This is a genomic window from Alteraurantiacibacter palmitatis (assembly GCF_037154115.1).
GTDB lineage: Bacteria > Pseudomonadota > Alphaproteobacteria > Sphingomonadales > Sphingomonadaceae > Alteraurantiacibacter > Alteraurantiacibacter palmitatis.
The window spans coordinates 405,047-421,332 of record NZ_JBANRO010000001.1; the positions used below are offsets into that span (position 1 = coordinate 405,047).

The 16,286-nt window shown below is 67.6% G+C and carries 19 protein-coding genes; 18 read left to right on the forward strand and 1 reads right to left on the reverse strand.

Going from position 1 to position 16,286, the window contains the following annotated elements:
• Nucleotides 1–29: 29 nt before the first annotated feature.
• From WFP44_RS01665 to fliS, 18 genes are read left to right on the forward strand one after another with little or no spacing between them, the layout of a single operon-like run.
• The gene (locus tag WFP44_RS01665; protein WP_336924598.1) at nucleotides 30–1,301 is read left to right on the forward strand and encodes a sigma-54 interaction domain-containing protein; all 1,272 of its coding nucleotides are present in this window, start codon (nucleotides 30–32) and stop codon (nucleotides 1,299–1,301) included.
• Entirely contained in the window at nucleotides 1,298–1,678 is a 381-nt protein-coding gene (gene fliE, locus WFP44_RS01670) for a flagellar hook-basal body complex protein FliE (protein ID WP_336924599.1), read from the forward strand. Before WFP44_RS01665 ends, fliE begins: the two co-directional genes overlap by 4 nt.
• 3 nt (nucleotides 1,679–1,681) lie before the next feature.
• A complete protein-coding gene (fliF, locus tag WFP44_RS01675; RefSeq protein ID WP_336924600.1) occupies nucleotides 1,682–3,325 on the forward strand; it encodes a flagellar basal-body MS-ring/collar protein FliF in 1,644 nt (547 codons plus the stop codon).
• Nucleotides 3,322–4,326, forward strand: coding sequence for a flagellar motor switch protein FliG (locus WFP44_RS01680; protein ID WP_336924601.1), 1,005 nt, complete (start codon nucleotides 3,322–3,324; stop codon nucleotides 4,324–4,326). Before fliF ends, WFP44_RS01680 begins: the two co-directional genes overlap by 4 nt.
• A complete protein-coding gene (locus tag WFP44_RS01685) occupies nucleotides 4,310–4,924 on the forward strand; it encodes a FliH/SctL family protein (protein WP_336924602.1) in 615 nt (204 codons plus the stop codon). The genes WFP44_RS01680 and WFP44_RS01685 overlap by 17 nt, the downstream gene beginning before the upstream one ends.
• Complete coding sequence (locus tag WFP44_RS01690) at nucleotides 4,918–6,279, forward strand: FliI/YscN family ATPase (RefSeq protein ID WP_377923111.1); 1,362 nt, start codon at nucleotides 4,918–4,920, stop codon at nucleotides 6,277–6,279. Before WFP44_RS01685 ends, WFP44_RS01690 begins: the two co-directional genes overlap by 7 nt.
• Entirely contained in the window at nucleotides 6,266–6,700 is a 435-nt protein-coding gene (locus tag WFP44_RS01695) for a hypothetical protein (protein WP_336924603.1), read from the forward strand. Before WFP44_RS01690 ends, WFP44_RS01695 begins: the two co-directional genes overlap by 14 nt.
• Nucleotides 6,701–6,735: 35 nt before the next feature.
• Nucleotides 6,736–8,244, forward strand: coding sequence for a hypothetical protein (locus WFP44_RS01700; protein WP_336924604.1), 1,509 nt, complete (start codon nucleotides 6,736–6,738; stop codon nucleotides 8,242–8,244).
• 26 nt (nucleotides 8,245–8,270) lie between these two features.
• Nucleotides 8,271–8,846, forward strand: coding sequence for a flagellar basal body-associated FliL family protein (locus WFP44_RS01705; RefSeq protein WP_336924605.1), 576 nt, complete (start codon nucleotides 8,271–8,273; stop codon nucleotides 8,844–8,846).
• Nucleotides 8,843–9,769 carry a FliM/FliN family flagellar motor switch protein gene (locus tag WFP44_RS01710; RefSeq protein WP_336924606.1) on the forward strand — a complete coding sequence of 309 codons (927 nt, stop codon included), beginning with the start codon at nucleotides 8,843–8,845 and terminating at the stop codon, nucleotides 9,767–9,769. The genes WFP44_RS01705 and WFP44_RS01710 overlap by 4 nt, the downstream gene beginning before the upstream one ends.
• Nucleotides 9,759–10,037 carry a flagellar motor switch protein FliN gene (gene fliN / locus WFP44_RS01715; RefSeq protein ID WP_336918493.1) on the forward strand — a complete coding sequence of 93 codons (279 nt, stop codon included), beginning with the start codon at nucleotides 9,759–9,761 and terminating at the stop codon, nucleotides 10,035–10,037. Before WFP44_RS01710 ends, fliN begins: the two co-directional genes overlap by 11 nt.
• Nucleotides 10,037–10,342, forward strand: coding sequence for a flagellar biosynthetic protein FliO (locus tag WFP44_RS01720; RefSeq protein WP_336924607.1), 306 nt, complete (start codon nucleotides 10,037–10,039; stop codon nucleotides 10,340–10,342). Before fliN ends, WFP44_RS01720 begins: the two co-directional genes overlap by 1 nt.
• The gene (fliP, locus tag WFP44_RS01725; RefSeq protein ID WP_336924608.1) at nucleotides 10,342–11,118 is read left to right on the forward strand and encodes a flagellar type III secretion system pore protein FliP; all 777 of its coding nucleotides are present in this window, start codon (nucleotides 10,342–10,344) and stop codon (nucleotides 11,116–11,118) included. Before WFP44_RS01720 ends, fliP begins: the two co-directional genes overlap by 1 nt.
• Nucleotides 11,119–11,133: 15 nt before the next feature.
• On the forward strand, nucleotides 11,134–11,409 hold the full coding sequence (locus WFP44_RS01730; RefSeq protein ID WP_336924609.1) for a flagellar biosynthetic protein FliQ: 276 nt from the start codon (nucleotides 11,134–11,136) through the stop codon (nucleotides 11,407–11,409).
• Nucleotides 11,406–12,188, forward strand: coding sequence for a flagellar biosynthetic protein FliR (gene fliR / locus WFP44_RS01735; protein WP_336924610.1), 783 nt, complete (start codon nucleotides 11,406–11,408; stop codon nucleotides 12,186–12,188). Before WFP44_RS01730 ends, fliR begins: the two co-directional genes overlap by 4 nt.
• Before the next feature lie 10 nt (nucleotides 12,189–12,198).
• Entirely contained in the window at nucleotides 12,199–13,335 is a 1,137-nt protein-coding gene (locus tag WFP44_RS01740) for an EscU/YscU/HrcU family type III secretion system export apparatus switch protein (protein ID WP_336924611.1), read from the forward strand.
• Nucleotides 13,336–13,365: 30 nt separating this feature from the next.
• Entirely contained in the window at nucleotides 13,366–14,814 is a 1,449-nt protein-coding gene (gene fliD, locus WFP44_RS01745) for a flagellar filament capping protein FliD (protein WP_336924612.1), read from the forward strand.
• A 13-nt stretch (nucleotides 14,815–14,827) separates the two neighbouring features.
• On the forward strand, nucleotides 14,828–15,196 hold the full coding sequence (gene fliS, locus WFP44_RS01750; protein WP_336924613.1) for a flagellar export chaperone FliS: 369 nt from the start codon (nucleotides 14,828–14,830) through the stop codon (nucleotides 15,194–15,196).
• A 4-nt stretch (nucleotides 15,197–15,200) separates the two neighbouring features.
• Here fliS and recF read toward each other — a convergent pair whose 3' ends face one another.
• Entirely contained in the window at nucleotides 15,201–16,286 is a 1,086-nt protein-coding gene (gene recF / locus WFP44_RS01755; protein ID WP_336924614.1) for a DNA replication/repair protein RecF, read from the reverse strand.

The following is a 16,286-nucleotide window of genomic DNA, read 5'->3' on the forward strand; positions in this document are numbered from 1 at the left end:
CTGTAATCAGGGTTAACAGGGGCAGTTTCATGGCGCGCATTTGTGCTTCCAAGGGGTTGGAAAAAAATCACGCAAGCCTGCTGAATTATGCGCAGATCATGCTGGAAAGCGGTGTGGACGGCGGCGAAGTGCTGCTGGCTGGGGCCGAAAACGACCTGCCCGCACGCCGGCGCGATGACCGGCTGATCGTGCTGGAAAGGGGCGCGTTGCCGCAAGTGCGGGCGTTGGGCGCGGGTGCGCTGCGCCTGACCTATACGCAGGCGGATTGCCCCGCCACCCGCGCCGCACTGCTGGCCTGTGCCGCACGTCCGGGCCAGCCGGTGGCGGCCGACAGCGGCTCCATCGCCATGCTCACGCTGGCCGCGCGCGTCGCCGCCAGCGAAATCCCCGTGCTGATCGAAGGGCCGACCGGCACCGGCAAGGAAGTGCTGGCCCGCTATATCCACAATGCCAGCCCGCGCGCCGCCGCGCCTTTCGTGGCGCTGAATTGCGCGGCCATGCCCGAAGCGATGCTGGAAGCCATGCTGTTCGGCCACCGCAAGGGCGCCTTTACCGGCGCGACCGAGGCGGCGGAAGGTTTCTTCCGCGCCGCCGATGGCGGCACGCTGCTGCTCGATGAACTGGGCGAAATGCCGATCGGCTTGCAGGCCAAGCTGCTGCGCGCGTTGCAGGAAGGCGAAGTGGTGCCGCTGGGCGCGACGCAGCCGGTGAAGGTGGATGTGCGCGTGATCGCCTGCACCAACCGCGATCTGGCCGCCGAAATCGCCGCCGGCCGCTTTCGCGAAGACCTCTATTACCGTCTCAATGTGTTTCCCCTGCGGCTCGATGCGCTGCGCGTGCGGCCCGATGACATTGCGCCGCTGGCCTTTGCCATGCTGCTGCGCCACGCGCCCGCAACGGGTGCGCGCTGGATCGGCGCCGATGCGCTGGACAAGCTGCGCTCCCATGCCTGGCCCGGCAATGTCCGCGAACTGGAAAACGTGATCCGCCGCGCTCTGCTGCTGGCGGGCGAGGAGCCTACCCTCAACGCCGCGCATATCGTGTTCGATAGTGCGGTGCGTCCCGTCGGAGCTGGCGATACCCTGGTCGCCGCGGTTACCCCGGCCGCCTCCGACGGGCGCAACCTTTCCGCGATAGTCCGCCGTTCCGAGGCGCAGGTGATCCTCGACACGCTGGACCAGCACGGGGGCAATCGCCTGGCCACGGCAGCCGCGCTGGGCATTTCGGAGCGCACGCTGCGCTATCGGCTCGCCTCTATGCGTGAGGCCGGGCTGGTGGCCGCGGCCGGAGGCGCACGATGAGCGTGACCGGGCCTTCAGCAGCCGGAGGCGGACTGCAACAGGTGCTGGCGCTGCGCCGCCAGATTGCCGAACAATCCGATGCGCTGCGCACCCTAAGGGATGCAGGCGGTGTCACAGGATCGCCGCAAGCGGGCACGCAAGCCCCAACGCCCGCAGGCGGCGGCTTTGCCGACACGCTGCGCAGCACGCTTGATCAGGTCAATGCGGTGCAGGCCCGCTCGTCCGAGATGACCGCCGCTTATGAGCGCGGCGAAGTGACCGACATCGCGCAGGTAATGCTGGCGCGGCAGGAATCGAGCGTCGCCTTTGAAGCCACGCTGCAAGTGCGCAACAAGCTTTTGTCCGCCTATCAGGACATCATGCGGATGGGAGTGTGATAGATGGCCGAGGCTGATCTTCCCGCCACCCGCCAGCCCGCCTTGCTGGGCGGCAACCCCCTGCTGGGCGACCGGCTGGGCGGCATCATGAACAACCCGCTGCTGCGCCGCAGCCTGCCCGCGCTGGCGGGGCTTGGCACACTGGCGGCGGTGGGCGCGCTGTATCTGGCGCTGTCGAGCGGCCCCAGCCGGATGCTCTATTCCAGCCTGACCGATGCCGAACGTGCAGGCGTGGTGTCTGCGCTCGAAGCGGGCGGCATTTCCTACAAGATCGATCCGGGCACCGGCGCGCTGTCGGTGGCGGAGGAGGATTTGTATCGCGCGCGGATGCTGGTGGCATCCGATGGCGCGCTGGCCAGCCCCGACAGCACATCCGAAATGCTCGATTCCATCCCGCTCGGCTCCAGCCGCACGCTGGAAGGCGAGCGGCTGAAGAATGTGCGCGAACGCGAACTGATGCGCACCATTGCCGAAATCGACGCGGTGGAAAGCGTGCGCGTGCACCTTGCCAGCCCCGAACGCAGCGTGTTCGTGCGCGAGAATGTCGCGCCGTCTGCCTCTGTCATGCTGCGGCTGGCACGCGGGCGGTCGCTGACGAACGATCAGGTGCAGGCCATCGTCAATCTGGTCGCGGGGTCCGTTCCCGGCCTCTCGCCCGATGCGGTGCGCGTGGTCGATCAGCAGGGCCGCCTGCTGTCCGCCCCCCGCAACGGCGCGGCCGATGCGCTGGAATTGCAACGCGAATATGAGGACAAGCTGCGGCTGCAAGTCGCCCAGCTTCTCACCCCATTGCTGGGCGAAGGGCAGTTCTCCACCGAAGTGCAGGTGGAACTCGACATGGCGGAAACCACATCTGCCCGCGAAAGCTATGACAATGAAGGCGTGGTGCGCTCGATCAGCGAAAGCAACGCCACGCGCCCCGGCGATACGCTGGCCGCAGGCGTTCCCGGCGTCACCGCCAACACTCCGCCGCCGCCCGCCGTGCTGGAAGAAGGTGCGCCGCAAGGCGGGGCTGCGGCCGGGCAGGCGACGCCTGCCATGGGCCAGTCCTCCTCCCAGCGCACCTATGAACTGGGCCGCGAGGTTGCGGTGTCGAGCACGCGCCCCGGCACCGTGCGCCGCCTGTCCGTGGCGGTTGCCCTGTCCGAAGAAGCCTTGCAGGCGATTGCACCTGCAACCGCGCAGCAGGTGCAGGAACTGGTTTCCGCTGCTGTGGGGGCAGACCCGGCGCGCGGCGATCAGGTGCGCGTGGTGGCAGGCGCGTTCAAGGCGTCCGAGGAGGATGCGGTGCCTTTCTACGAAACCGGCTGGTTCGCCATGGCGTTGCGCTATGGCACCGCGCTGATTGCGGTCATCCTGGGCCTGCTTTTCGGTGTGCGCCCGATCATCAGCGCGCTGCGCGGCCCGAAGAAGGACGAGGCTGCGGATGAGGACGACGAGGAATCCCCCGCTTTGGCCACGGACGAAAGCGGGCAGCCGGGGCAGATCCTGTCCGGCCAGCGCGTGAATATCGCCGTGGGCGACCCACAGGACGATCTGCGCGAACAGGTCGATCTCGCGCGCCGCCTGGCCGCCGAACAGCCCGAACGCGCCGCCGCCGCGCTGCGCCGGATGCTGGCCGCCCCGGCCGAAGGGGCGAACGCATGACCATGGCCACCCCCGTGACCGAGGCGGATCGCGCCGCGGTTGTCCTGATGCTGATGGACGATGCCGAAGCCGCGCGCATCCTGGCTCAGATGGAACCCGATGAGCTCGAACTGATCGGCGAACGGATGATTGCGCTGGGTGAAGTGGGCGCGGATGGCATTGCCGCCGCCATCGAAGGCTTTGTGCGCCATGCGCAGACCGCCTCGTTGCCCGCCCATGACCGGCCCGCCCAGTTTCGCACCCGCATGGCTGCTGCCGTGGGCGAGGTGAAGGCTGAATCGATCATGCAGCGCATCGCGCCCGATGCCCGCCCCCGTTCGATCGAACTGGTGCGCTGGCTGGCGCCGCAGGTCTTGCTCGAATTGATTGAGGGGGAACATCCGCAGGCGATTGCCGTGCTGCTGCTGTTGCAGGAGGCGGAGCCCGCCGCGCGGCTGCTGGCGATGATGCCGCAAGCAATGCAGCCCGATCTGGTCGAACGCATCGCGCGCATGGGCAAGGTCTCGCACCACGCGATGGCCATGCTCGACGAAATTCTCTCCGCCCGCATTTCCAGTCGGTTTGGCGAAGCTGCACTGACCATGGGCGGCCCGCGCGAGGCGGCTGACCTTATCAATCTGGCCGCGGGCAATATGGGCAAGGTGGTGATCCCCGCGATCACCCAGCGCGATGCCGAACTGGCGCGTGCGATCGAGGCAGAAATGTTCACTTTCGAAATGCTCTACACACTCGATCCCATGCAGATGGGCCGCCTGCTGCGCGATGTCGAAAGCGAAGTGCTGGTCGATGCGCTGAAGGGTATCGAGGACGAACAGCGCGCCCCGTTCTTCGCCGCCATGTCCAGCCGCGCCGCCGATGGCGTGCGCGACGAGATCGAGATGCGCGGCCGCATCAAGCTGGCCGATGTGCGCGAGGCGCAGCGGCGCATTGTCATGCAGGCGCGCGAGCTGGCGGAATTGGGCGAAATCAGTCTGGGGGCGGGCGATGGCGAGTTCGTTTGAGCCGTTGTTCGCGCCCGCACCTGCACAGGGTTCGGCAAGCGGGCCAGACTGGATGGCGTTGCTCTCGCAGCGGGGCGGCTTTGCAAGCGCCGGTTTTGCCGGACGCCACCAGCCAGAGCCCCCGCCACAAGCTGAACCCGACAGGGCGCTGGCGCAGGCCTTTGCCGAAGGCGAGGCGCAGGGCCGCGCCCTGGCCGAGGCCGCCTTTATCGAAGCCGAGGAGGCGCGCGCCGCGCTCACGCTGTCGCTGGCGCAACTGGACGAGGCGATGGAGCGCGAACTGGCGCAGCGGCTGGCTGAATGTGTCGCGGCGCTGTGCGAGGCGACACTGGCCCCGCTGGCGCTGGATCGCGCGGCGCTGGAACGGCGCTGTGTCCGCGCAGCAGGAATGGTGGGCGAGGGCATTACCGATGCAAGCCTGCGTCTCCATCCGGATGATGTGCGCCTGCTCGATCCCGCCTTTGCCTCCACCTGGCACATCCTGCCCGATCCCATGCTGGAACGCGGCAGCGTGGTGTTCGATACGGCAGAAGGCGCGGTGGTGGATGGCCCCGCCGAATGGCGCGCCGCCCTGCGCGAGGCGCTGGGCCTGTGTTAGCAACGCTTGAGGACGAACTGCGCCACATCGCCCGCGCCGCGCCCGATCTGCGCGAGGCGCTGGGCCCGGTGCCGCTGGGCCGCATTGTCAGCTGCGATGGCGGGATGATCGAAGTGGCTGGTCTGCCAGCGCCCATCGGCACGCTCTGCCGTGCGCGGGTTGCCGATGGCGAACACGCGCCTGCTGCCGAAGTGGTGGGCTTTCGATCAGGGCGCAGCCTGATGATGCTGCTGGGCGATACGGTGCGCCTGCAACCCGGCACGCTGGTGCGCGCCGAAGGGCGGCCGGGCATGGTGCGCGTGGGCGAGGAGTTTCTGGGCCGCGCGGTCGATGGCACCGGCACGCCGATTGATGGCGGCCCGCCGGTCAATGGCGGAACGCTGTGGCCGCTGGGCGGGTTGCGCGAAGGGGCGCTGGAACGCGCTTCGGTTGCGCAGCCTTTCGATTGCGGCATCCGCGCGATCAACGCGCTCGCCACGCTGGGCGAGGGACAGCGCGTGGGCATTGTTGCAGGGTCTGGCGTGGGCAAATCGGTGCTGCTCGACATGATGGTGCGCGGCGCGGATTGCGACATTGCGGTGATCGGCCTGATTGGCGAACGCGGGCGCGAAGTGTCCGACTTTGTCGCGCGGCATATGGCCAAAGACCACAAAGGGGATAGGTGCATGAAAACCGCGCTGGTTGCCGTGCCCGCCGATCATGCCGCCAATCTGCGCCTGCGCGGCGCACAGCTCGCCTGTGCGCTGGCCGAATATTTCCGCGCGCAGGGCAAGCGCGTGCTGCTGGTGCTCGACAGCCTGACCCGCGTGGCGCACGCCGCCCGCGAGATTGCGCTGTCGCTGGGCGAACCAGGCGCGGCGCGCGGCTATCCGCCGTCCGCACTGGCAGCGATTACCAAGCTGATCGAACGCGCGGGCAATTCCGCGCGCAGCGGCGGCGCGATCACCGGCATCTACACCGTGCTGGCCGATGGCGACGATGCGAATGATCCGGTGGTGGACACCGCCCGCGCCATTCTGGACGGGCATATCGTGCTCAGCCGCGAGATTGCGCAGCGCGGGCAATATCCCGCGATCGATGTCCCCGCTTCGCTCAGCCGGGTGATGGAAGCGGTGGCCAGCCCGGCGCACCGGCAACAGGCGCGCAGCCTTCGCGGGCTGATCGCGGCGCTGGAGAGCAATCGCGATTTCCTGCTCATGGGGGCCTATCGCCCCGGCGTGGATGCGCAGCTCGATCAGGCGCTGGCCATGCAGGATGCGATCCGCGCCTTTCTGGGGCAGGAGGCGCACGAACAGGTGCCGCTTGACCGGGCGATTGCCGATCTGGCGGGATTGATGGGCCATGCGCCAGCCTGATCGCAAGGCCAAGCTGTTTGCCCGCATGGCGCGCCTGCGCGAAGTGGAGCGGCAGGCCGCGATGGTGCGCGTGGCAGAAGCCGCGGGCCTGCATGGCAAGCTCATCAACCTGCACGCGCGCAGCGGGGAAATCGCCGCATCCTATGCTGCCCACGAACACACCCATTCGGGCGATGATCTGGCCGCGCGGCTGACCTTTCTGGCGGGCCTGCAAACGATACTGAGAGAGACCGAAGGCGACCGGCGCAAGGCCGAACGCTCCAGCGCGGAGGCGATGGCCGCGCTGCGCCTTGCCGAAAGACGGCGCGACATTGCGGGCGAGCGCGTAGCGGCGGAGCGGCAGGCGGCCGAGAAACAGCTCGCCGCGCGCGACCTTCCCGTTTTCGTCCGGCCCGTTTTGGCACGGAAGTTGAAAGGTTGAAGGCAGAACCACTTTTGCAACAGGGATAGCCCCACGTGAACCTCGCCTCGCTGCTCTCGACTGCCGCCGCGCTGCCATCCGGCTCTCCTGCACCGCAAGGCGTAAATGCGGGCGGCAACGGGGGCGAGGCGGCATCCCTTGAGGCCTTTGCCGATCTGCTCGCCCCGCTGTTGCAGGGCGCAGCCACACCCGATCCGAGCGGTTTGAGCGGCAATCCGTTCGGCAGGGATCCGGCAGAGAGCGGCAAGGATTTGCCGGTCGCCGCCGGCATTGCCGTGCCGGATGCCGCAGCACTTGCCGTTCTTCCCGATTTACCCGCGCCCCAAGACCCTGCTCCCCCAGTCCCCGCGCCCCCAGTCCCCGCGCCCCCAGTCCCCGCGCCTGCTGCCCTTACCGCGGCTCTTGCCGTGCCCGATGCTGCGCCGAACGCGGATGTGCCGCTGGCGGCAGAACGTGCCGCGCCCAGCCTGCCTGCTGCGCCGCAGGTGGCTTCCAGCAAGCCGGCCATGGCGCAGGAAATGCCGGGAGCGGCGGCCATGCCCGTTCCTGCCGCTGCACTGGCACGAAGCGTGGCACCCGCGATCACCGCGGCGCCGCTGGCCATGCCCTTTGCCCGCAGTGAAATTCAGGTGAAGCTGCGCGGTGAGCCGAGCCACCTCAGCGCCGCGCAATCCACCGGGGCGCCAGTAACGGCCGCGCCCGTTACGACCGCTGATGGCGCAGCCCAGCTTGTGCCCGAACAGCTGCTCGCGCGGGCTTCCGCCGTGCAGGCCATTGCGGCCCGTCTGGCCGAACGCGCTGCGCCATCTGCCGCCACCCCCTTGGAGGGCGCGGCACAAGAGTCCGCATCGCCGCTGCCTGCTGTGTTGGCGATGCCGGTGCGCAGCGCTGCGCGCGGTGCGGCAATGGCCGAGGTGGCGGGTGACAAATCCACTGCCGCGCAGGCCAACGCGCCGCTGCCCGCTGCCCCCGCATCGGCGCCTGCACCTGCACCATCCCTTGCCCTGGCCGATGCCCCGCGCATGGCCGCCGCCGAAAACACCGGCACGCCGCAAGCAGCCGCTACCCCCGCCACACCGGGCCACGATTTCGAGGCCGTGATCGACAAGCTGGCCCAGGCGCGCGAACTGGCGCAGCCGGGCCGCGCTTCGCTCCAGATCGCGCACCGCGAATTCGGCCAGGTGGCGGTGCAATTCGACATGATTGGCCAGTCGCTGAAAGTCGCGCTGTCGAGCAGCGATGCCGGTTTTGCGCCGGCAGTGCAGGCCGCATTGGCCGACCGCCCCGTGATCGTGGTGCAGGATGGCGCTGCGGTCCGCAATGATGGGCGCGGTGACGGGCGCAATGACGCGCGGGCCGATCAGGGCGGGGGCCCCAATTCCGGCGCTGGCCCTTCGGCCCATTCCGATCAGCAGCGCGGCGAGCAGCAGGCCCGCGCAGCGCGCAATCTTGCCGCTGGCGAACAGATCCTGCGCCAGAACGAACAGAACCCCGCAAGCAAGGCCGAACCCCGCGCACCGCGCGATGGCAGCCGCTTTGCCTGACCCCCTGACTACCCGGAGCCGTTGAGATGACCAAAAAGAAGGAAGATGCCGAAGCCAAGCCCAAATCGGGCAAGATGAAGCTGATCCTGGGCGCAGTCCTGCTGCTGGGGCTGGGCGCGGGCGGCGCCTATGGCGCGGTGGCGATGGGCTATCTGGGCGCAAAGGGCGCGGGCGGGCATGAACCCGATGTCCCCCGCTATGTCGCCAAGGGCGATCCCGATCCTTTTGCCGCCGCCGAGAATGCCGAAGGCCCGCCGATGGTCTATGGCGAAGGCGGCAGCGAATACCGCGCGGCCTATTACACTTTCGAGGACGGCTTCACCTCCAACCTCAAGGATTCGCCCGGTCTGGTGCAGGTGAGCCTGGCCGCCTCCACCCGCCGCGACGGGCGCGTGATCCGCTGGCTGCAACTGCACGAACTCGCCATCCGTTCGGCCATTCTGGTCGAACTGGCCGACACGCCCGAGGACGATGTCTATTCGGTTGAAGGCAAGGAACGCCTGCAACGCCGCCTGACCGCCGCGGTCAACCGCGTGCTGGAGGAGAACGAAGGCTTTGGCGGCGTCGAAGCCGTCCATTTCCGCAGCTTCCTCGTGCAATGATTTCCGAAGGCTTCCTGAAGGCCGAAAGGCCGCTGGCACAGCACAGCACCAGCCTGGCCGCGCGCGTGCCGCAGCCGGACGAGCTGGCCGCGATGCTTGCTGCCGCCGCTCCGCGCCTGCGGCTGGCGCTGGCGGAGAGCTTGCGTCCGCTGCTGGGCGGCGAAAAGGCACAGGTCGAATGTTCCAAGGTGGAAAAGATCGCCGCGCCGCGTCTGCACAAGATGATTGATCCGGTGGCGGTGAACCTGCTGCTGGAAGATGCCGGCGGCGCGCAGATGCTCGCCAGCCTGGATTACGCGGGCGCGCTGGTGCTGACCGATCAGGTGTTTGGCGGGCGCGGCGATGCGCCCGGCGTGTTGCCTGATCGCCTGCCCGCCGCGACCGATCTGACGATGGCCCGCCTTGCTGCGGCCTTGGGCGAGGCGCTGGCGGGCGCGCTGGAACGGCCGCAACCGCTGCGCCTTGCCGCGCGCAGCGAAGTGCTGGGCAAGCTGGTGCGCGCGCGCGATGACGACATGTTCCTGGCGCTGCGCTGCGAAGTGGCTTTGCCGGGGCGCAATCCGTGGGCTGTGCAGCTGGTGATGCGCCTGTCGCAGGCCGCGCTGTTGCTGGTCGAAGGCGCACGTGCGCCGCGCCCCGTCGATGCCGCAGCCGATGTGCCGGTGCAAAGTCTGGACGCGCCCTTTGCCGATCTGCCGCTGGAACTGGTGGCGGTGCTGGCGGAAATGAGTGTGCCGGTATCGCGCATTTCCGCACTTCGCCCCGGCGATACCATCCCGCTGGCGATCCCGGCGAATATTCCCCTGTATCTGGACCGCGTGGCGATTGCCCATGGGCAGGCGGGCAGCGCCGATGGTGTGCTGGCCCTGCGCCTGACGCGGCTGACCCATTCCCAAACCGAAGGACATACCCATGACCGCTGACGATCTGCGCGCGCTTGACCTCATCCGCGATGTGGATGTGACCCTGACGGTGGAGCTGGGCCGCACACGCCTGCCGCTGAAGGATGTGCTGGCTCTGGGCGAAGACAGCGTGGTGCCGCTGGGCCGCCAGGTGGACGAGATGTTCGATGTGCTGGTCAACGGCAAGCTGATCGCGCGCGGCGAAGTGGTGACCGAAGGCAACCGCTTTGCGCTGCGTATCGTGGAAATGGCAGGCGATGCGCGCAGCACGCCAGAGGGCCGCCGCTGATGCTGTGGTATATCCTCAAGCTCCTGCTGCTGCTGCCGCTCTTGGCGGGCCTTGTCTGGGGCAGCCTGTGGCTGACGCGCAAGATGCAGGCGCGCATGGTGGCGCCCGGCGGCGAAAAGGCCGCGCGGCTGGTGGAAACCACGTTCCTGGCCCCCGGCATCCGTCTGGCAGTGATCGAGTTTCGCGGCCGCGAGATTCTGGTGGGCGCGACCAAGCAGGGGCTGGTGCGGCTGGCCGAGAACGATCCCTATGCCGCGCGACGGCAGGTGATGCCCGCCGATAGCCGCGAATGGGAGATGGGCTGATGTTTCGCCTGCTGACGGCAATGCTGGCAGTGGCGGCGCTGATCGTGCTGCCCGATATGGCGCTGGCCGCGTCTGCCGCGCCTGTGATGCCTGCGGCTGGCCTTGGCGGCGCGCTGGAACGCGCCATGGGCGGGGCAAACGGCGGCGCGCCCTTGTCCTTCTCGCTGCAATTGCTCCTTATCATGGGGCTGCTCACCATCCTGCCGGGGCTGGTGCTGATGATGACCAGTTTCCTGCGCATCATCATCGTGCTGTCGATTCTGCGGCAGGCGCTGGGCTTGCAGCAATCGCCGCCCAATCAGGTGCTGATCGGCTTGGCCCTGTTCCTGTCGCTCTTCATCATGGCCCCGACGCTGGATCAGGTGAACACTGCCGCCATCGCCCCCTATGCCGCCGGCACGATAGAGGCGGATGCCGCGATTTCTGCGGCGGGCGATGCCTTCCATTCCTTCATGATCCGCCAGACGCGCGAGACCGACCTTGCGATGTTTGCCGACATGGCCGGTTACGGCACTTTTGCGAGGGCGGAGGATGTGCCCTTTTCGATCCTGCTGCCCAGTTTCGTGACCAGTGAACTGAAAACCGCCTTCCAGATCGGCTTCATGATCTTTCTGCCCTTTCTGGTGATCGACCTTGTGGTGGCATCCGTGCTGATGAGCCTGGGGATGATGATGCTGTCCCCCACAATCATCTCGCTGCCGTTCAAGCTGCTCTTGTTCGTGCTGATCGATGGCTGGGCGCTCTTGATGGGCAGCTTGGCCATGAGCTTCGGATAAGGGGAGGCCTGGCACATGGATGACGGCGCTTCGCTGTTCGCCCTGTTCGACCGGATGCTGTGGACGACCGCGCTGGTCGCCGCGCCCATCCTGCTCGCCGCGCTGGCGGTGGGCCTGCTGGTGGGCGTGATTCAGGCGGCCACATCGGTCAACGAACAGACGCTGACCTTCGTGCCCAAGCTGGCCGTGGTGGCGGCGGTGATGGTGTTCTTCGGCGCGGCGATGTTTGGCCTCATCGGGGATTTCGCGCGCGAGATCTTCGCCCAGATCGCGGGGCTTTCCGGCCAGTGACCCTGCCCGATTTCGGCATTGGCGCGCTGGAGGATCAGCTGTGGGTGCTGATCTTCCTGATGGTGCGCATCGGCGCAGCCTTGATGGCGGCCCCTTTGTTCGGCGCGCGCAGTGTGCCGGTGGAGGTTCGCATCGTGATTGCAGGTGCGGTGGCGGTGTTCGTGATGAACTGGCTGCCCGTGCGCCTGCCCGCCGATATGCTGGCGATCGAGACGATCCTTGCCCTGCTGACCGAAGCCGTGATTGGCTTCACGCTGGGCTTTGTGCTGCAACTCTCCTTTGCCGTGCCCCTGATCGCGGCGGAACAGATCTCGGGCACGATGGGCATGGCGATGGCAACCGCGGTTGATCCCAACAGCGGCGGGCAATCGGGCGCGCTGGGGCAGGTGTTTGCCATCATGTTGACGCTGGTGTTCCTGGCGCTGGGCGGGCATCTGCTGTGGCTGCGGCTGGTGGTGGAAAGCTACAATCTGTTCCCGCCGGGCGCGGACTGGAATGTGGGTGAACGCGGCTGGCTGGTGGCCAGCTTTGCGAGCCAAGCGCTGGCGACGGCAGTAGCGATTGCCCTGCCGGTCACGCTGGTGCTGCTGCTGGTGCAGATCGTCACCGGCGTCATCAGCCGTTCGGCCCCGTCGCTCAACCTGTTTGCGCTGGGCTTGCCCGCAGGCGTGCTGGCCGGCCTTGCCGCGCTGATTGCCGCGGTGCCGCTGCTGACCGAACATTTCGTGATGCTGGCCGAAGCCGCGATCGAACAGGCCGGACGGGCGGTGCAACCATGAAAGGCCGGGCATGAGCGAGCAGCCCGCTGGCGAGAAGAGTTTCGCCCCTACCGAAAAGCGCCTGCGCGACGCGGCGCAAAAGGGCAATGTGCTGCGCAGCCGCGAAGTGGCGACAGCGGTTTCCATGCTGGCGGGCGCGATGTGGCTGAAACTTGCAGGGCCGTGGCTGCTGACCGAAGTTGAAGGCCGCGCCACCAGCGCGCTGACCTTCGACCGGGGCGCGTTGGAGGATTTCCGGCCCGAGAGGCTGGTGGCCGATACCGTCTGGGCACTGCTGCCGCCGATCCTTTCGCTGGGCGTGCTGGTGATCGTGGTCACCTTCACCGCGCAGCTTGCCTATGGCGAAGGCAAGTTCGTGGCCGGCAACGCCCTGCCCAAGGCCAGCCGCATCAACCCGCTGGCGGGCCTTGGCCGGATGTTCGGGCCGCAGGGTCTGATCGAACTGGGCAAAAGCCTTGCCAAGCTGGGCCTCTTGGGCGGCATCACCTGGTATTGGGGCAGCGCCAACCTTGCCGCGCTGATGGCGCTGGGGCGCGGCGAATTGACCGGGCAGCTTTCGGCCGCATGGGAGGCGACGGCCAATCTGCTGCTGCTGCTGTCAGGCGGTCTGGCCGTGATCGCGGCAATCGATTGGCCGATCCAGAACCTGCTGCGCCTATCCAAGCTGAAAATGACTTCGCAGGAAATGCGCGACGAATACAAGGAGATGGAAGGCAGCCCGGAAAAGAAGGCCGCCATCCGCCAGCGCCAGCGCGACATTGCCAAGGGCAGCGTGGCGGGCGCGGTGCGCGAAGCGCAATTCGTGCTGACCAATCCCACGCATTTCTCGGTCGCCATGGCCTATGACCCGGCCGTAGCTGCCGCGCCCTATGTGCTGGCCAAGGGGCGCGGGGAAAAGGCGCTGGCCATGCGCGAACTGGCGGCGGAATACGGCGTGCCGCTGCTCGAATATCCCACTCTCGCGCGCGCGGTCTATTTCACCACGCGCGAAAACCAGATGGTGCGCGCGGAATTGTATTCCGCGATTGCCAGCGTGCTCGCCTTCGTCATGTCGCTCAAACGCGGCGAGCATCCCATCCGCCCGTCCATCACCGTGCCGCTGGAATTGCGCTTCACCGCCGATGGCCAGCCCGAAGCGAAGGGTTAAAGCCGTGGCCTGCCAACCGTTCTTCCTGCCATGACCAGCACCAGCAGCACATCCAGCATCATCACCACGCTTGGCGGTGGCAGCGGCGTCGACATGATCAAGCTGGCGACCGATCTGGCCGAAGCGCGCTTCCTGTCGCAAAAGGGCCAGCTGCAAAGCCGCAGCCAGGCGCTGGAAGCGCGCATTTCCGCGGCTTCGACGCTGCGCAGCCAGATCACCAATCTGGCGAGCGCCTTGGGGGACCGTATCCGCAACGGCGATTTGTCGCCCAGTCCAACGCTGTCCAATCCCTCGATCGCGCAGCTTTCGCTTCTGCCCGGTTCGCCGGGGCGGGGCAGCTATTCGCTGGAAGTCACCGCGCTGGCATCGGCGCAGACGCTGGCCAGCAATGGCTATGCCGCATCCGCCGCCCCGGTGGGCGAAGGGCAATTGACGATCCGTTTCGGCACCGTGGGCGCATCCAGCTTTGCCGAAGATGCCGGCCGCTCGCCAGTGACGATCGACGTGACCGGCACCGATACGCTGGCCGATGTGGCGCGCAAGATCACTCAGTCTGGCAGCGGGCTTACCGCCTATGTTGCCCAGTCCGCAGGTGGCACGCGGCTGGTGGTGAAGGGGCAGGATGGCGCGGCCAACGGCATCGTGATCGAGGCGGCGGGCGCCAGCGCCAGTGACGGGGTAACTCCGCCGGTCGCAGGCCAGATCGACTACCTTGCCTGGTCGCCCACCACCGACAGCGGGCAGCGCAAGGCAACGGCCACGGATGCCGCCTTCCTGTTCGATGGCGTGGCAATGACCAGCGCCAGCAACAAGGTGAGCAATCTGCCGGGCGGCCTCGTGCTGCAACTCACCGGAACCAATGCCGGTGCGCCCGCGCAGATCGGCTTTGCCGACAAGACCACGCAGATCACCGCGATGATGGGCGATTTCGTCAACGCACTGAACGACATTACCGCGTCGCTGAACGAGCTTGCCGATCCCAAAAGCGGCGAACTGGGCAATGATGCGGGCGCTCGCGCGCTGAAGCGGGCGCTGGCTTCGCTCACCACGCAGGTGGTGATGCCCAATGCCGCCGCAGGCGATCCGCGCACGCTGGCCGATCTGGGCCTTGCCACCACGCGCGAGGGCAATTTCCGGCTTGATGCCACGCGCCTGCGCGAAACGCTGGCGAACAGCCCGGCGGGCGCATCGGCCATGTTCACCACCGGCCTGTTCGGCGTGTTCGCCACAGTGGACAGCATGGCGCGCAGCGCATCGCAGCGCACCAACCCCGGCTCGCTGGGCGGATCGGTCACCCGCTATACCAGCCAGCTGGAAAAGATTGACGAACGCCTCGCCAAGATTGCCGAGCAGCAGGAAAAGGTGCGCGAGCAATTGGTGAAAACCTTCACCAGCAGCGACCGCAATGTCGCCGCCTCGCAATCGACGCTGGCTTTCCTGAAGAACCAGATCGCCGCGTGGAATGCGCCGCGCAATTAACGGGTCAATCGCCATGTTGAGAACCGCCAACCCCGCCGAAGCCTATCGCCGCGTCGATTTCGATGCCCGCGTGGCCGGGTCGAGCGGGCTCGACCTCGTCCGGCTGTGCCTGGCCGATGTCGATGCGGCGCTGGGGCAGGCGCTGTGGGCCAATGCGAACGGGCGCGACGATATCCGCCGCAATGGCCTGGCGCGCGCGCAAAGCGGGCTGGGCGCGCTCAGGCTGGGGGTGGATCGCACCAATCCGGTGGGGCCTGCGCTGTTGACGCTGTACGAAGCCATGTCGGCCACGGTTACTGCCTGCCGGTTCCGCTTCGATACCGAGGCGATCTCGCGCGTGCGCGCCGATCTGCGCGACATCGCTGCGGCGATGCGTGGATAACGGCTCAGCCCAACCGCTCCACTTTTCCGCCCGCCACCTGCCATACCGCCGCCTCTGGCAGAATGTCGGCAAAGGGGGCAATTTCGGTGCCCGTCAGCCATATCTGGCTGCCGCTTTCGCGAAGTCGTTCGAACAGCGCGGCGCGGCGCAGCGGGTCAAGATGCGCGGCGACCTCATCCAGCAGCAGCACGCCGGGTCTGCCGCCAGCGGCCAATTGCGCATGGGCAAGGGTGATGGCGATCAGCATGGCCTTCTGTTCGCCGGTGGAGCATTGCGCGGCCGGCATGGCCTTTTCCGCCATCTGCACCTCCAGCTCGTCCCGGTGCGGGCCGGTCAGCGTGCGCCCCGCCGCCCGGTCGCGCCCGCGGGTGCGCCGCCACTCCTCGCGCAGGGCATCGGCGCTGCCACCTCCACCGGGGATATAGGCAAGGTCAGGCCGCGCAAAGGGTTCGTCGGGCAGATCTTCAAGCTCTGCGGATAGCGCCGCGATCACCGCAACGCGGCCCGCCGTCAATGCCGCGCCGGCTTCCGCCATCTGCACCTCGATCGAGTCGAGCCAAGCGGCATCGGGCTCCGGCCCGTCGGCCAGCAGGCGGTTGCGTTCGCGCAGGGCCGCTTCATAGCGGCTGGCATGGCGGGCATGGGCCGGGTCAAGCGCCACGGCCAGCCGGTCGAGATAACGCCGTCGGGCACTGGCGCTGTCGGCAAACAGGCGGTCCATTGCCGGTGTCAGCCAGCCAATCGCCAGCCATTCCCCCAGCGCCAGCGCACTCGCCGCAGCCCCGTTGATCTGCACCACCCGCCTGCCGGGGGCTTCGGGCAGCGTTCCGGTGCCGATTTGCACGGTGTCGTCATCGCCCGTGCGCAGCGCGGCGCTGATGGCAAAGGTGCCAACGCCATTCTGCTCCGCCATATCGGCCAGCGGCGCACGGCGCAGGCCGCGACCCGGTGCAAGCAGCGACAGGGCTTCCAGAACATTGGTTTTGCCCGCGCCGTTTTCGCCCACCAGCAGGTTGAAATGCGCCGCCCCGTCCAGCCGCGTGGCGGCATGGTTGCGAAAGGTGGAAAGGGTGATCCGGTCAAGCGCCAT

Excerpts from the sequence above, each read along its gene's own strand:
- WFP44_RS01720 (WP_336924607.1), top strand. The coding sequence starts at position 10,037 with ATGCTGTGGTATATCCTCAAGCTCCTGCTGCTGCTGCCGCTCTTGGCG.
- fliD (WP_336924612.1), top strand. The coding sequence starts at position 13,366 with ATGACCAGCACCAGCAGCACATCCAGCATCATCACCACGCTTGGCGGT.
- fliE (WP_336924599.1), top strand. The coding sequence starts at position 1,298 with ATGAGCGTGACCGGGCCTTCAGCAGCCGGAGGCGGACTGCAACAGGTG.
- WFP44_RS01695 (WP_336924603.1), top strand. The coding sequence starts at position 6,266 with ATGCGCCAGCCTGATCGCAAGGCCAAGCTGTTTGCCCGCATGGCGCGC.
- WFP44_RS01730 (WP_336924609.1), top strand. The coding sequence starts at position 11,134 with ATGGATGACGGCGCTTCGCTGTTCGCCCTGTTCGACCGGATGCTGTGG.
- fliF (WP_336924600.1), top strand. The coding sequence starts at position 1,682 with ATGGCCGAGGCTGATCTTCCCGCCACCCGCCAGCCCGCCTTGCTGGGC.
- fliS (WP_336924613.1), top strand. The coding sequence starts at position 14,828 with ATGTTGAGAACCGCCAACCCCGCCGAAGCCTATCGCCGCGTCGATTTC.
- WFP44_RS01710 (WP_336924606.1), top strand. The coding sequence starts at position 8,843 with ATGATTTCCGAAGGCTTCCTGAAGGCCGAAAGGCCGCTGGCACAGCAC.
- WFP44_RS01665 (WP_336924598.1), top strand. The coding sequence starts at position 30 with ATGGCGCGCATTTGTGCTTCCAAGGGGTTGGAAAAAAATCACGCAAGC.
- WFP44_RS01740 (WP_336924611.1), top strand. The coding sequence starts at position 12,199 with ATGAGCGAGCAGCCCGCTGGCGAGAAGAGTTTCGCCCCTACCGAAAAG.
- recF (WP_336924614.1), bottom strand. The coding sequence starts at position 16,286 with ATGGCGCTTGACCGGATCACCCTTTCCACCTTTCGCAACCATGCCGCC.
- fliP (WP_336924608.1), top strand. The coding sequence starts at position 10,342 with ATGTTTCGCCTGCTGACGGCAATGCTGGCAGTGGCGGCGCTGATCGTG.
- WFP44_RS01680 (WP_336924601.1), top strand. The coding sequence starts at position 3,322 with ATGACCATGGCCACCCCCGTGACCGAGGCGGATCGCGCCGCGGTTGTC.
- WFP44_RS01685 (WP_336924602.1), top strand. The coding sequence starts at position 4,310 with ATGGCGAGTTCGTTTGAGCCGTTGTTCGCGCCCGCACCTGCACAGGGT.
- WFP44_RS01705 (WP_336924605.1), top strand. The coding sequence starts at position 8,271 with ATGACCAAAAAGAAGGAAGATGCCGAAGCCAAGCCCAAATCGGGCAAG.
- fliN (WP_336918493.1), top strand. The coding sequence starts at position 9,759 with ATGACCGCTGACGATCTGCGCGCGCTTGACCTCATCCGCGATGTGGAT.